Below are 13,849 nucleotides of genomic sequence, written 5' to 3' on the forward strand. Positions count from 1 at the left end.
CCGAACGCCGGAACTGTCACCGACTCCTCATATTCCCGCCGGGCATGTTCACGCCGGGCCCGGGAGACCGATGTGCTCCAGGAGCAGGCCCCGGAAATCGCGGTCCCAGGCCGCGTAGTGGTGCCGGAGCCGGTCGCCGGGCCAGTCCGCCGGGAGCAGCGGCGCGGGCAGGACGGGGTCGGCGAGCAGGTGGCGCAGTACGGCGGCCGAGACGGTGAAGCGCTCGGCGAGGTCGCCGGGGCGCCCGGGCAGGGCGGCGAGGGCCGTCTCCAGGGCGCGGGCCCGGCGGGCCCAGCCGGCCAGGTCCCAGAGCCCGGCGGCGAGCTCCGCCGGGTCGCCCTCGGGGGCGCCGGTGAGGACCGTGCACTGCTGCGTCACCACGGCCGGGCGGTTCCGTACGAGGTTGGCGGGGCGCAGCCAGCAGCCCTCGCGCAGTTCGGCCAGGCGCAGGGCGGCCATGGCCTGGCGGAGCGCCGCCCGGTCGGGGGCGGTGCGGCGTTCGGGGGTGACGACGGCGATCTCCCAGCCGCCGTCCCAGGGGCGGGTGCGCGGGGCGCGGCTGTCGTCCTGCCGGGCCTGGCGGGCGAGGAGCCGCTCGGTGAGCCGGTAGGTGCCGTCGCGCTGTTCCAGGTCACCGGCGGCGACCATGCGGGTCAGGGCAGTGCGGATCGTACCCTCGGCGGTGCCGAAGAGCTCGCCGACGCGGACCAGGGCGCGGGCGGGCAGGGCGGGCGGGTGGTGGCCGAGGAGGGTCGAGAGCACGACCGAGCGCGCGGTCAGCGGCCTCAGCGAGAGCGGTCCGGTGTCGTCGGTGTCGTCCCCGGCCATGTCCGTCGCACCCCTGTCCATTACAGTCCTCCATCACGCATCATAAAACTGTAATAGAGACCGGGACCGTAAGAGCGTCGCCGACCGGAGGCAGGTCACGCCATGAGCGCCACGCACGAAGTGTTCAACCAGGCTCCGCCCCTGACCGGCTTCACCACCGCCGACGACCCGGCGCTGCTGGAGGCGCTGCGCCGCGAGGGCGGCGGCTGGGGCGAGGCCGAGGTCCGCGCGCTCGGCGCCCGGGCCGGGTCCGAGCAGGTGCAGGAGTGGGCGCGGACGGCGGAGGCGAACCCTCCGGTGCTGCGCACGCACGACCGCTACGGCCACCGCATCGACGAGGTCGAGTTCCACCCCTCCTGGCACGAGCTGATGACCGCCGCCGTGGAGAGCGGCCAGCACGCCGCCCCCTGGGCCGAGGCCCGCCCCGGCGCGCATCTGGTGCGCGCGGCGAAGTTCTACGTGTGGGCCCAGGCGGAACCCGGCCACGGCTGCCCGGTCTCCATGACCTACGCGGCCGTCCCCGCGCTCCGCGCCCAGCCCGAACTGGCCGCCGCCTACGAGCCGTTGCTGGCCTCGCGCACCTACGACTACGGGCTGCGGCCGCCGCTGGGCAAGCAGGGGCTGATCGCGGGGATGTCGATGACGGAGAAGCAGGGCGGCTCGGACGTCCGCGCCAACACCACGACCGCCGTGCCCGCCGGCGACGGCTCGTACACGATCACCGGGCACAAGTGGTTCACCTCGGCGCCGATGAGCGACGTCTTCCTCGTCCTGGCGCAGACCGCGGAGGGCCTGACCTGCTTCCTGATGCCGCGCGTGCTGCCCGACGGCACCCGCAACGCGATGCGCCTGCAGCGGCTGAAGGACAAGCTCGGCAACCGGTCCAACGCCTCGGCCGAGATCGAGTACGAGCAGGCCGTGGCCTGGCCGGTGGGCGAACCCGGGCGCGGGGTGCGCACGATCGTCGAGATGGTCAACATGACCCGCCTCGACTGCGTCCTCGGCTCCGCGGCCGGCATGCGGGCCGGACTGCGGCAGGCCGTCCACCATGCCGCGCACCGGCGGGCGTTCGGCGCCGAGCTCATCGACCAGCCGCTGATGCGCAACGTCCTGGCGGACCTCGCCGTCGAGTCCGAGGCGGCCACACTGCTGGCCATGCGGCTGGCCGCGGCCGTCGACCGGTCCATGGCGGGCGACACCGGGGAGGCGGCACTGCGCCGGCTCGCCCTCGCCGCCGGCAAGTACTGGGTCTGCAAGCGCGGCAGCGCCCACGCCGCCGAGGCCCTCGAATGCCTGGGCGGCAACGGCTACGTCGAGGAGTCCGGCATGCCGCGCCTTTACCGGGAGGCGCCGCTGCTGTCCATCTGGGAGGGCTCGGGCAACGTGGCGGCACTCGACGTGCTGCGCGCACTGCAGAAGGAACCGGCCGGGCTGGACGCCTGGTTCGCGGAGGTCGATGCGGCGGCCGGGGCCGACGCCCGGCTCGACGCGGCGGCCGCGCGCGTACGCACTCTGCTGGCCGAACTGTCCGACCCGGCACGGGCCCAGCTCCTGGCCCGCCGCCTCGCCGAGCAGCTCACGCTCGTGCTGCAGGGCAGCCTGCTGGTGCGGCACGGCGACCCGGCCGTCGCGGACGCCTTCTGCGCCTCGCGGCTCGGGGCGGACTGGGGCAACGCGTTCGGCACCCTGCCGGCCGGGGCGGACCTCGGCGCGATCCTGGACCGCGCCTCGGCGAAGGAGGCCTGATGACGCCTTCCGTACGCGTGGAGCAGCAGGGACCCGTTACGACAGTCATCCTTTCGCGGCCCGAGGTGCGCAACGCGGTCGACGGGCCGACGGTCCGCGAACTGGCCGACGCCTTCCGGGCGTTCGAGGCGGATGACGCTGCACGGGTGGCGGTGCTGTGGGGCGAGGGCGGCACGTTCTGCGCGGGCGCCGACCTCAAGGCGCTGGGCACCGAGCGGGGCAACCGGGTGGCGGAGGACGGCGACGGCCCGATGGGGCCGACGCGGATGCGCCTGACGAAACCGGTCATCGCCGCCGTCAGCGGCCATGCCGTCGCGGGCGGGCTGGAGTTGGCACTGTGGTGCGACCTGCGGGTGGCGGAGGAGAACGCCGTCTTCGGCGTCTTCTGCCGACGGTGGGGGGTGCCGCTCATCGACGGGGGCACGGTGCGGCTGCCGCGGCTGATCGGGGCGGGGCGGGCGATGGACATGGTGCTGACGGGGCGGCCGGTGGCGGCGGATGAGGCGCTGGCCATGGGGCTCGCCGATCGCCTCGTGCCGGCGGGGCGGGGGCGGGCCGCCGCGGAGGAACTGGCGGCGGAGATTGCGCGGTTCCCGCAGGCGTGTCTGCGGGCCGATCGGACGTCGGTGCTGGCGCAGGAGGGGGTGCCGGAGGAGGCGGCCATGGCCGCCGAACTGGCCGGCGGGCTGGCCGTGTTGCCGGAGGCGCTGACGGGCGCGGCCCGCTTTGTGGCCGGGGAGGGGCGGCACGGGACGTTCGGGTAGGGGGTGTTGGTGCCCCGATCCCGCCCTTTCGCCGTTTCTTGGGGGCAGGCCCCCAAGCCCCCTGATCCGTCGGCTGCGGGCCGGCTGTGGTTGCTCGCGCAGTTCCCCGCGCCCCTTTCGGGGCGCGGCCCCCGTGGTTGGTGCCCCCACCCCGTCCCAATGTCACCCCATCGAAGGAATCCGGCCCCGCCGGACTGGTCGGCACCCCGTCCCACCCCCCAGTATCTCCCCCGTGACCGCATGGGCCCGGACCGGACGAGCAGGGATTCTGGCCGCCATGGCCGTGCTGTCGATGACGGCCGCCGGACCGCCGCCCGGACCGTCCGAGGAGCCGACGCCCTCGGAGCCCTATGTGCGGTTCGGCCCGAACTGCCTGGTCGCCAGTGACACCTGGTCCGTCGTGAGCCTCTGCCGCGAGACGCCCGCACCCGCGCCCCCGGCGAAGCCGTCCCCCAGGCCCCTCCCGCCGCACCCGGCACCACCGCCACCGTCACCGCACCCCTCCCCGCCCGCCGTGCGCAGCGCGCCGCCGGAGCCGCTGGCGGCCCCGGCGCCGGCCCCGGCGGCCGACCCCCCGCGGGACCCGGAACCCTCCCCCAAGCCCCCGGCGCAGCCGGCCCGGCACGTCGCCGCCTACCGCCAGTCGGTCGCCGCGCCGCCGGCGCAGGGCAAGTCCTCGCCCGTCACGCTCATGCTCGTGCTCACCGCCCCGGCCGTGCTGGCTGCCGCCGCCCTGCGCCCGGGCGGGCGCAGCCGCTGATCCCGAACCGGAGGTTTCCCCTTGTCCGAATGGCTGGTTCTGGCCATTGCCATGGCCGCCGCCTGCGCGGTGGTCCTGTCCATCACCGTGCTCAGGGAGCGCAGGCTCGGCGAGGACGACGACCCGTCCGAAACCCCGAACGTCATCGAGTACATGACGATGATGGTCGGCGTGGTCTACGCCATCGTGCTGGGCCTGGCCATCGCCGGTGTCTGGGAGGCCCGCAACGGCGCGCAGACCACGGTGCAGGCCGAGGCGCAGGCGCTGCACGAGGTGTACGAGCGGGTGGAGGCGTATGCGCCGGACGCCCGGGATCAGACGCGCAAGGACGTCACCGCGTACGCGAGCTACGTGGTCCACAAGGAGTGGCCCGTGATGCTCAAGGAGCAGAAACTCACCGAGCACGGTGCGCAGTTGCTGGACAAGGTGCGGGACGACGTCACCTCGTACCAGCCGCGCAACGACCACGAGACCCAGTCGTACCAGCCGCTGCTGGACCAGGTGGGTGCGGCCAACGGCGCGCGCAACGCCCGTGCGGCGAACGCGGACGAGACGATGCCCGGCGTGGTGTGGTTCGGCCTGATCGCCGGGGCGGTGGTGGCCGTCGGGATCATCTTCACCCTGCAGATCAGGAGGTCACCGCGCGAGCTGCTGCTCGCGGGCGTCTACAGTGCGCTGATCGCGTTCCTCCTGTTCCTCATCTGGGACTTCAACTCGCCGTTCGGTCATCATGTGGCCGACGCCGCCGGCCCGTTCACCGAGCTGTTCTCCATCTGACCGGCAAGTGCTTGAGGCCGTTGAGGAAGTTCGAGGTCAGCCGGACCGGTTCCCCCGCCGGCTCCAGGCCGGGGAGCCGGTCCGCCGCCGTGCGCAGCATGGCCCTCAGCTGGGCGCGGGCGAGGTGGGCGCCCAGGCAGTAGTGCGGGCCGTGGCCGAAGCCGACGTGGTCGTTGGGGGTGCGGGTGATGTCCAGGCGGTCGGGGTCGGCGAAGGCGCGTTCGTCGCGGTTGGCGGAGGGGTGGTAGACGACGACCTTCTCGCCGCGCCGGATGCGGACGCCGCCGAGTTCGGTGTCCCGGACGGCGGTGCGCCGGATGTGCACCACGGGCGACCAGTGGCGCAGCACCTCCTCGACCGTCGAATCGGTCACGTCGGGCCGGGTGCGGAAGAGTTCGTACTGGTCCGGGTGGTCCAGGAGGGTCAGCAGGCCGCCGGGCAGCGAGTTGCGCAGGGTCTCGGTTCCGGCCACCACCAGGATGAAGAACATGTTCTCGAACTCTTCGCGGGTGAGCCCCTCCGCGACCATCCTGGCCATCACGCTGCCCGGCCGCGGCGCCTCGGCCAGGGCGTGCGCGTAGTGGAACATGTCGGGCACTCCGTGCCGTGAGCGCGGGTTGACCGGGGAGCCGTCGGGCCGGACCGGCGGGACGGAGGGCCGCAGGGCCAGGGCCGCGCGGCCCATCGGGGTGAGCGAGGCGGGGTCCGCGGTGCGCGACTGCGCGTAGTCGGCGTCCTGGTAGCCGATGACCCGGTTCGCCCAGTCGAACAGCAGCCGCAGGTCCTGGTGCGGCACCCCCAGCACATCGGCCAGGGTCTGCACGGGCAGGTCGGCGGCGAGCTCGGCGAAGTCCGCCGCGCCGCGCTCCGCCACGCCGTCGACGAGCGCCCGGGTGCGCTCCTCGATCGCCGCCGTCAACTCCCGTACGGCGCGCGGCGTGAAGGCCGCGGCGACGATCCGGCGCAGCCGGCCGTGCGCGGGTGGATCCTGGTTGAGCACCATGGACCGGACGAACTCCAGGTCGTCCGCCGTGTCCGGGTCGCGGATCTGCGTGGCGCCCAGCGCCGAGGAGAACAGCTCCGGGGTGCGCAGGACGCGCTTGACGTCCGCGTGCCGGAAGACGCCCCAGTAGCCGGGGCCCGCGGGCCAGGGGCCGACGGCCGGTTCCGGCACGCGGCACACGGGGCTGTGGTCGCGCAGCTCGCGGAAGAGCGCGTACGGGACGCCGCGGGCGTAGGTCGCGGGGTCGAACACCTCGGAGGCCGGAGCACGGTCGGTCACGCCAGGGACCGTAAGCGCTCACCTGGCGGCCGCGTCAAGGGGCCGACAGAATGTTGACCGGTGAGGGCTCCGTGGCAGCTCCGCGCGTTTCCCGGCCGGGGCTTTCGGGCAAGGGCCTTGCTCGGGTGGGCCATGGCCCCCGACACGGGAGGTACGGAGCGTGACCTACGGCCAGATCGAGAAGGAAGGATTCGCCCGGCCGATCGACGAAGCCGAGGCGGAGGCGTACCTGCGCGGAATCTGTTTCAAGACCGGACCGCCCAGGCTGCTGGGCGTCGAACTCGAATGGCTCGTCCACGATCTCTGCGATCCCGCCCGCCCCGTCTCCGCCCCCCGGCTGGCCGCCGCCGCCGACCGGCTGCGGTCCCTGCCGCTGCGCTCCTGGCTCACCATCGAGCCCGGCGGCCAGATCGAACTCAGCTCGCGGCCCGCGGACTCCCTCGCCTCCTGCGTGGAGGACCTCTCCGCCGATCTCTCCCTCACCCGCTCCGCCCTGCACGACCTGGGGCTCGTCCTGGCCGGGTACGGCAAGGAACCCTGGTACCAGCCCGACCGGGTGCTCATGGAGCCGCGCTACAACGCGATGGAGATCTACTACGACCGGATCAACGGCGCCGGGCGCACCGTGATGTGCCGCACCGCGTCCGTCCAGGTCTGTGTGGACGCGGGGTACGAGGAACCGGGGCCGATGGGGTACGGGCGGCGCTGGCGGCTGGCGCACCTGCTGGGTGCGGTGCTCGCCGCGGCCTTCGCCAACTCCCCGCTGCACCTGGGGAAGCCCACCGGGTGGCGGTCCACCCGGCAGGCCTGCTACGCACAGATGGACCCGGGGCGCACCCTGGCCCCGGCCGAGGACCTCGAACCGCGCTCGGCGTGGGCGGCGTACGCCCTGGACGCGCCGGTGATGTTCGTGCGGTCCGAGGCCGGCCCGTGGTCCGTGCAGCAGGGGCTGGCCCTGCGCCGCTGGGTCCGCACCGGGCGGCCCCGGCCGGTCACCACGGGTGATGTGGACTATCACCTGACCACGCTGTTCCCGCCCATAAGGCCGCGCGGGCACCTGGAACTGCGCATGATCGACGCGCAGCCGGGCGAGGACGGCTGGCTGGTGCCGGTGGCCGTCACGGCGGCCCTGTTCGACGACGCCGCGGCGGCCGAGACGGCCCACCGCGTGGTGAAGGCCCTCGCCGACACGGCGGGGATGCGGCCGACACCGCGCAATCCGCTGTGGCTCAACGCCGCCCGGCACGGGCTGTCCGACCCGGAGCTGCACGCGGCGGCGGTGCTCTGCTTCGCGGCCGCCCGCGAGGCCCTGCCCAGGCTCGGGGCATCACCCCGCGTCCTGGCGGCCGTCGACGAGTTCACCGAGCGGTACGTGGAACGCCGCCGGTGCCCCGCCGACGACCTGCTCGACCACGTGAACGGCAAGGAGAACCACTGATGCACGCTGCCCCCGGGCCCCGGCCCGAAGCACAGCGGCAGCGCGCGGCGCATGCCCTGCTGGCGGCCCGTGAGCGCACCCAGGCGCTCACGGGCTGCGTGGACGAGCACGAACTGACCGCACAGCACTCGCCGTTGATGTCGCCACTGGTGTGGGACCTGGCGCACATCGGCAACCAGGAGGAGCAGTGGCTGCTGCGGACCGTCGGCGGCCGTGACGCACTGCGTCCCGAGATCGACTCGGTGTACGACGCCTTCGCGCACCCCCGCGCCGACCGTCCCGCGCTGCCGCTGCTCTCACCGCAGGAGGCGCACGGCTATGTCGCCGAGGTGCGCGGCCGGGTGCTGGACGTGCTGGAGCACGCCCCCGTGGACGGCGCGGACCCGCTGCTGGCGGGCGGCTTCGCCTTCGGCATGATCGCCCAGCACGAGCAGCAGCACGACGAGACCATGCTCATCACCCACCAGCTGCGCCAAGGCCCCGCCGCACTCACCGCCCCCGAACCGCCGCGGGCGGAGCCGGACGCGGCGCTTCTGCCGCCCGAAGTCCTGGTGGAGGGCGGCCCGTTCACCATGGGCACGTCCACGGAGCCGTGGGCGCTGGACAACGAACGGCCTGCGCACCCGCGCCTCGTGCCGTCGTTCTTCATCGACACCGTGCCCGTGAGCAACGGGGCCTATCTGCAGTTCATCGAGGACGGCGGCTACGACGAGCCGCGCTGGTGGCATCCCGAGGGCTGGGAACAGGTGCGCCGGCACGAGCTCGCCGCGCCGCTGTTCTGGCGCCGCGAGGGCGGTTCCTGGATCCGGCGCCGGTTCGGGACCGTCGAGCCCGTACCGCCCGAGGAACCGGTCCTGCACGTGAGCTGGTACGAGGCCGCGGCCTACGCGGCCTGGGCCGGGCGGCGGCTGCCCACGGAGGCCGAGTGGGAGAAGGCCGCCCGCCACGATCCCCGCACGGACCGCTCCCGGCGCTACCCCTGGGGCGACGAGGACCCGTCCCCCGACGTCGCCAACCTCGGCCAGCGGCATCTGCGCCCGGCACCCGTCGGGGCGTATCCGGGCGGCGCGTCGCCGCTGGGCGTGCGGCAGTTGATCGGTGACGTGTGGGAGTGGACGGCCAGCGACTTCCTGCCCTATCCGGGCTTCCGGGCCTTTCCCTACCGCGAGTACTCCGAGGTCTTCTTCGGCGACGCCCACAAGGTGCTGCGCGGCGGCTCGTTCGCCGTCGACCCGGTCGCCTGCCGAGGGACCTTCCGCAACTGGGACCTGCCGGTGCGCCGGCAGATCTTCTCCGGATTCCGCACGGCGCGGGACGCGGAGCCTGTCTGATGTGCCGTCATCTCGCTTTCGTAGGACCGGAGTCACCGCTCGGCGAGACCCTCGTCGACCCTCCCCACTCCCTCCTGCGCCAGTCCTGGGCGCCGCGCCGGCAGCAGCACGGCACGGTCAACGCGGACGGCTTCGGCGTCGGCTGGTACGCACCCGGCGATCCCGTGCCCGCACGCTACCGGCGGGCCGGACCGGTGTGGGCGGACCTCTCCTTCACCGACCTGGCCCGGGTCGTGCGCACCGGGGCGCTGCTCGCCGCGGTGCGCGACGCGACCGCGCCGGGCGCCGACGGGGAGGCGGCCGCGGCCCCCTTCGCCGCCGGACGCTGGCTGTTCAGCCACAACGGGGCGCTGCCCGGGTGGCCCGACTCCGTCGCCCCGCTCACCGCCCGGCTGCCCGCGAGCACGCTGCTGCGGCTGGCCGCGCGCACCGACTCGGCGTTCGCCTGGGCCCTGGTGGAGCACCGGCTGCGCGAGGGCGAGGCACCGGGACCCGCACTGGCGCGCGCGGTGGCCGACCTCGACGGCGCGGCGCCCGGCTCCCGGCTCAACTTCCTGCTCACCGACGGCTCCTGCATAGCCGCCACCGCGTGGGGCGACTCCCTCTGGTATCTCTGCGGCCCGCCCGGCCGCACGGTCGTGGCCTCCGAGCCGTACGACGACGACCCCCGCTGGACCGAGGTCCCCGACCGCACCCTTCTCACCGCCGACCGCACCGACGTATCGCTGTCCCCGCTGTAACCGGCACAACCGGCACAAGGAGCCCCGTCCGTGAGTCCGTTCGTCCTCACCCGTGCCCTCCCCCTCGACGCCACGGCCGCGGCCCTGCGCGCCGACGTCTCCGCAGGGCTGACCCGTACGCCCAAGGAGCTCCCTCCGAAGTGGTTCTACGACGCCCGCGGCAGCGAGCTGTTCGACGAGATCACCCTGCTCCCGGAGTACTACCCCACGCGCGCCGAACGCGAGATCCTCGTCGACCGCTCCGGCGAGATCGCCCGCGCCACCGGCGCCCGCACCCTGGTCGAGCTGGGGTCGGGCTCGTCCGACAAGACCCGCCACCTCATCCGCGCACTGCCCGGCCTCGACACCTACGTGCCCGTCGACGTCAGCGAGAGCGCCCTGCGCGGCGCGGCGGACACGCTGCTCGCCGAGCACCCGGACCTGTCCGTGCACGCCCTGGTCGCCGACTTCCAGTACGGCCTGGCCCTGCCGGACACGCCCGGACCGCGGCTGCTCGCCTTCCTCGGCGGCACAATCGGCAATCTGCTCCCCGACGAGCGGGCCGTGTTCTTCCGCGCCCTGCGCGCGGCGCTCGCTCCCGGCGACGCGCTGCTGCTGGGCACGGACCTGGTCAAGGACGAGCGGACCCTCGTCGCGGCCTACGACGACGGCCGGGGGGTGACGGCCGCGTTCAACAAGAACGTCCTGACCGTCATCAACCGCGAACTCGAAGCGGACTTCGACCCGGACGACTTCGGCCACGTCGCGCTGTGGGACGCCCGGCAGGAGTGGATCGAGATGCGGCTGCGCGCCCGCAGGGACGTCGTCGTGAAGATCCCCTCGCTCGACCTCGCCGTCCCCTTCGCGGCGGGCGAGGACCTGCGCACCGAGGTCTCGGCCAAGTTCCGCCGCGAGGGCGTGCGCGCCGAGCTGGCGGCGGCGGGCCTGGACCTCACGCACTGGTGGACGGACGAGGAGGGCCGCTTCGCGCTGTCCCTGTCCGTCCCCGCTAGCCTCCCCCTGTGAGCAAGGAGAAGAACGAAGCGGCCGACACCCCGCAGCACGACGCCCTGCCCGCGGGCTTCGAGCGCGGCACGGACGGCCCCAAGGTGATCGTCGCGGGCGTGGACGGCTCGGACTCGTCCTGGCGTGCCGCGGCCTACGCGGCGGGCCTGGCCCGTCGGCAGAACGCGCTGCTCGCGCTCGTCTACGTGCAGCCGATGCTGACGGGCAGCGCCGCCCTGGGCGCGCCCGTCGCGGAGACCACGGAGGAGGTCGCCGAGGAACTGCTGGCCGAGATCCGCGCCACGGCGGAGCGCCTGCAGGACATGTACCGGCTGCGCTGGCAGTTCCACACCTTCCGGGGCGACCCGTACGCGGGCCTGGTCAAGGCGGCCGACGACCTCACGGCGGACGCCGTGGTCGTCGGCGCCTCGGAGCAGGCGGGGCACCGCATCATCGGCTCGGTGGCGGTACGGCTGGTGAAGGCGGGGCGGTGGCCGGTGACGGTGGTTCCTTAGCGCCCCGAAGGGGCGCGACCAGCCGGGCGCCCCGTCAGGGGCGCGGGGAACTGCGCGCTCAGCCACGACGCACCCGCAGTCAAGGTACCCGGGGCTGCGCCCCGGACCCCTGACGGGGCACGCCGCCTAACCCGGGCAGCCCTGTCCACCTCGCGCACCCGGAACGCGCAGGGCACCGTAAAGGCATGGGCAACCACACCTACCGGGTGACCGAGATCGTCGGCTCGTCGGACGAGAGCGTCGAGGCGGCGATCCGCAACGGGATCGACCGCGCCGCACAGACCCTGCGGCAGCTGGACTGGTTCGAGATCACCCAGGTCCGCGGGCACCTCCAGGACGGCGCGATCGCGCACTACCAGGTGGGGATGAAGGTGGGCTTCCGGCTGGAGGAGCACGCCTGACCCGCGGTTCACGGCACACGGATCTCCGCGCTCAGCGGAAGGTCCGCGCTGGAGCGGCCGACGTGGATCCTGTAGCGGCCGGGGAGGACCGTCCAGCCCTGCCGTTCCTCGCTCCAGATCGCGAAGGCGTCGCGTGGGAGCGGGAGTTCCACGGTCCGGGTGACTCCGGGCGCCAGGGTCGCCTTGGCGAACGCCTTGAGCACCGGTGACGGCTCACCTGCGGCATCAGGGTGCTCGACATACAGCTGCACGACCTCGCTGCCGGTCCGCGAACCGGTGTTGCGGACGGTCACCCGGACCTGAGCACTGCCGTCGGTACCGGCCTGGAGACCGAGATCCGCAAGGGTGAAGCGGGTGTAGGAGAGTCCGAAGCCGAAGGGGAACAAGGGCTTCTGCCCCGACCGGTGGTACCAGCGGTAGCCGACCGCCAGCCCCTCGTCGTAAGGGACCGAGACGCCGTTGCCCGGGTACCGGTCGCCGGAGCCGGCCGGGCCCTGGCGGTCGGTGGCGGGGAAGGTCTCGGGCAGGCGGCCGCCCGGCTCCGCGTCGCCGAAGAGCAGGGCGGCGATCGCAGCCCCCTGCTCCTGTCCGGCGTACCAGTTGGCGATGACCCCCCGCACCTTGTCCAGCCAGGGCATGAGGACCGCGCCACTGGTGTTGAGGACCACCACGGTGTTCGGGTTGGCCGCGGCGACGGCGTCGATCAGCTCGTTCTGGCCGGCGGGAAGAGCGAGCGTGCCCCGGTCCGTTCCCTCGCCGGACGTGTCGGCCACGAAGACCACGGCACGGTCCGCCTTCGCCGCGACCGCCGCCGCGTCGGCGGTCCGGCCGAGCAGGTGGTGGGACGAGAGGACCTTGACCGTACCCGCCCGGGCCTCGATGCCCGCCAGCGGAGTGATCGGAGTCCCGGAGGGGGTGACCGTCGCGGAGCCGTAGGCCGGCTGCGGAACCCGGTGTGCGGCTTCACCGATGACGGCGACGGACCGCACCGCACCGGTGAACGGCAGTACTCCTTGGTTCTTCAGCAGGACGCTGCCCTGCACGGAGATGCTCCGCGCAAGAGCCAGGTGTTCGCGTGAGCTGACGACGGTCCGGAGGACACTGTGCGGGTCCGGCAGGCGGTGGTCGAACAGTCCGGCCCGGAACATCGCGGTGAGTACGTCCGCGACCATGCCGTCCAGCACGGATCCGGCGACCTCGCCGCTTCGGACGGCGTTCTTCAGCGCGGCGCCGAAGTACATGCCACCCGGCATCTCCACGTCCGAGCCCGCCTTCGCGGCAGCGGCGGTGCTGTGCGTTCCACCCCAGTCGGACATCACCATCCCGTCGAACCCCCACTCGCCGCGCAGCACATGACCGACGGTGTAGGCGTTCTCGCTCGCGTGACTGCCGTCGATCTTGTTGTACGCCGTCATGACCGCGGCCGCTCCGCCCTCCTTCACCGCTGCCCGGAAGGCCGGGAAGTAGATCTCGTGCAGGGCACGCCGGGACACCACGACGTCGATGGACAGGCGGTCCGTCTCCTGGTTGTTCGCGGCGAAGTGCTTGACGGTGGCGATGACGTACTGGCTCTGGATGCCCCGGACCACGGCCGCCGCAAGACGGCTGTTGAGGTGGGGGTCCTCGGTGAAGGCCTCCGAGGAGCGCCCCCAGTTCGGCACCCGGAGAATGTTGACGCAGGGAGCCAGGGCGACGTTGTGCCCCTTGCCCGCCTGCTCGGCGCCATGGGCGGCGCCGTACCGTCGGGCGAGTTCAGGATCCCAAGCCGCTGCCAGGGCCTTGGCGCCGGGCCATTGGGTGACGCCCGTGGCGCCGTTGCCCACGCCGCTGGCGCCGTCGGCGAGATACAGGGCGGGAATGCCCAGCCGGGGGTTTCCGGGGATGCTCCCGTTGTACCCGGTACCGGGGAGCTGGGGCCCCGTGCCGTGCAGTTGGGCGATCTTCTCGTCCAGGGTCATCCGCCGCACCAGGTCCTCGGCCTTGCGCCGCGCCTGGTCCCCGGCATGCGGCGGGTGTGCAGGAGCGGGCAGGGCGACCGCTCCTGCGCGCACCGCCACGACCGCTGCGCCGGCGAGCTTGACCGCCAGCCTCCGACTCATCTCCATGCGTCCTCCTACGGGGGCGGGCAGACCTGAACGGACATACTTGGCCACTGCAACTCTTCATAAAAACCCTGCAAGTTGAGCTTCACCGGAAGGGGTGAAGATTCTTGCTGCCCCGAGTGGGCCCCTGACATCGTGATCAGCAACTCGGCACCACTGCCAGCCTTTTCGGGGAGCCTTC

At 73.4% G+C, this 13,849-nt stretch carries 13 protein-coding genes; 10 read left to right on the top strand and 3 right to left on the bottom strand.

Translation table 11 applies throughout. The annotated features are described in order from the left end of the window. Positions 1-48 precede the first annotated feature (48 nt). Entirely contained in the window at positions 49-828 is a 780-nt protein-coding gene (locus ACMATS_RS06610) for a PaaX family transcriptional regulator C-terminal domain-containing protein (protein ID WP_414170666.1), read from the bottom strand. 102 nt (positions 829-930) lie between these two features. On the opposite strand from ACMATS_RS06610, the gene ACMATS_RS06615 reads away from it, so the two are divergent. The 4 genes from ACMATS_RS06615 to ACMATS_RS06630 all read left to right on the top strand — a co-directional run bounded on the left by ACMATS_RS06615 (position 931) and on the right by ACMATS_RS06630 (position 4,875). Next, entirely contained in the window at positions 931-2,574 is a 1,644-nt protein-coding gene (locus ACMATS_RS06615) for an acyl-CoA dehydrogenase family protein (protein ID WP_414167269.1), read from the top strand. Continuing rightward, positions 2,574-3,338, top strand: coding sequence for a crotonase/enoyl-CoA hydratase family protein (locus tag ACMATS_RS06620; RefSeq protein ID WP_414167270.1), 765 nt, complete (start codon positions 2,574-2,576; stop codon positions 3,336-3,338). Before ACMATS_RS06615 ends, ACMATS_RS06620 begins: the two co-directional genes overlap by 1 nt. 232 nt (positions 3,339-3,570) lie before the next feature. After that, positions 3,571-4,098 carry a hypothetical protein gene (locus ACMATS_RS06625; protein ID WP_414167271.1) on the top strand — a complete coding sequence of 176 codons (528 nt, stop codon included), beginning with the start codon at positions 3,571-3,573 and terminating at the stop codon, positions 4,096-4,098. A 21-nt stretch (positions 4,099-4,119) separates the two neighbouring features. Next, a complete protein-coding gene (locus ACMATS_RS06630) occupies positions 4,120-4,875 on the top strand; it encodes a DUF4239 domain-containing protein (RefSeq protein WP_414167272.1) in 756 nt (251 codons plus the stop codon). Here ACMATS_RS06630 and ACMATS_RS06635 read toward each other — a convergent pair. After that, complete coding sequence (locus ACMATS_RS06635; protein WP_414167273.1) at positions 4,853-6,157, bottom strand: cytochrome P450; 1,305 nt, start codon at positions 6,155-6,157, stop codon at positions 4,853-4,855. The genes ACMATS_RS06630 and ACMATS_RS06635 overlap by 23 nt on opposite strands. Before the next feature lie 160 nt (positions 6,158-6,317). Here ACMATS_RS06635 and egtA point away from each other — a divergent pair, with 160 nt between their 5' ends. From egtA to ACMATS_RS06665, 6 genes are all read left to right on the top strand, one after another. Then, positions 6,318-7,595: an ergothioneine biosynthesis glutamate--cysteine ligase EgtA gene (egtA, locus tag ACMATS_RS06640; RefSeq protein WP_390778472.1), complete on the top strand. Its 1,278-nt coding sequence runs from the start codon at positions 6,318-6,320 to the stop codon at positions 7,593-7,595. Next, complete coding sequence (gene egtB, locus ACMATS_RS06645; protein WP_414167274.1) at positions 7,595-8,926, top strand: ergothioneine biosynthesis protein EgtB; 1,332 nt, start codon at positions 7,595-7,597, stop codon at positions 8,924-8,926. Before egtA ends, egtB begins: the two co-directional genes overlap by 1 nt. Further along, on the top strand, positions 8,926-9,666 hold the full coding sequence (egtC, locus tag ACMATS_RS06650) for an ergothioneine biosynthesis protein EgtC (protein WP_414167275.1): 741 nt from the start codon (positions 8,926-8,928) through the stop codon (positions 9,664-9,666). The genes egtB and egtC overlap by 1 nt, the downstream gene beginning before the upstream one ends. A 30-nt stretch (positions 9,667-9,696) precedes the next feature. Further along, positions 9,697-10,671 (top strand): L-histidine N(alpha)-methyltransferase, encoded by a 975-nt coding sequence (egtD, locus tag ACMATS_RS06655; protein ID WP_414167276.1) that lies wholly within the window; start codon positions 9,697-9,699, stop codon positions 10,669-10,671. Beyond that, complete coding sequence (locus tag ACMATS_RS06660) at positions 10,668-11,165, top strand: universal stress protein (RefSeq protein WP_390778468.1); 498 nt, start codon at positions 10,668-10,670, stop codon at positions 11,163-11,165. Before egtD ends, ACMATS_RS06660 begins: the two co-directional genes overlap by 4 nt. Positions 11,166-11,350: 185 nt before the next feature. Continuing rightward, a complete protein-coding gene (locus ACMATS_RS06665) occupies positions 11,351-11,566 on the top strand; it encodes a dodecin (RefSeq protein ID WP_390779589.1) in 216 nt (71 codons plus the stop codon). A gap of 8 nt (positions 11,567-11,574) precedes the next feature. Here ACMATS_RS06665 and ACMATS_RS06670 read toward each other — a convergent pair whose 3' ends face one another. Then, the gene (locus ACMATS_RS06670; RefSeq protein ID WP_414167277.1) at positions 11,575-13,671 is read right to left on the bottom strand and encodes a glycoside hydrolase family 3 C-terminal domain-containing protein; all 2,097 of its coding nucleotides are present in this window, start codon (positions 13,669-13,671) and stop codon (positions 11,575-11,577) included. Positions 13,672-13,849 lie beyond the last annotated feature (178 nt).

Origin of the sequence: Streptoverticillium reticulum (genome assembly GCF_047456005.1) — a bacterium.
Classification (GTDB): domain Bacteria; phylum Actinomycetota; class Actinomycetes; order Streptomycetales; family Streptomycetaceae; genus Streptomyces; species Streptomyces reticulum.

Excerpts from the sequence above, each read along its gene's own strand:
- ACMATS_RS06665 (WP_390779589.1), top strand. The coding sequence starts at position 11,351 with ATGGGCAACCACACCTACCGGGTGACCGAGATCGTCGGCTCGTCGGAC.
- ACMATS_RS06620 (WP_414167270.1), top strand. The coding sequence starts at position 2,574 with ATGACGCCTTCCGTACGCGTGGAGCAGCAGGGACCCGTTACGACAGTC.
- ACMATS_RS06615 (WP_414167269.1), top strand. The coding sequence starts at position 931 with ATGAGCGCCACGCACGAAGTGTTCAACCAGGCTCCGCCCCTGACCGGC.
- ACMATS_RS06670 (WP_414167277.1), bottom strand. The coding sequence starts at position 13,671 with ATGGAGATGAGTCGGAGGCTGGCGGTCAAGCTCGCCGGCGCAGCGGTC.
- egtC (WP_414167275.1), top strand. The coding sequence starts at position 8,926 with ATGTGCCGTCATCTCGCTTTCGTAGGACCGGAGTCACCGCTCGGCGAG.
- egtB (WP_414167274.1), top strand. The coding sequence starts at position 7,595 with ATGCACGCTGCCCCCGGGCCCCGGCCCGAAGCACAGCGGCAGCGCGCG.
- ACMATS_RS06610 (WP_414170666.1), bottom strand. The coding sequence starts at position 828 with ATGGCCGGGGACGACACCGACGACACCGGACCGCTCTCGCTGAGGCCG.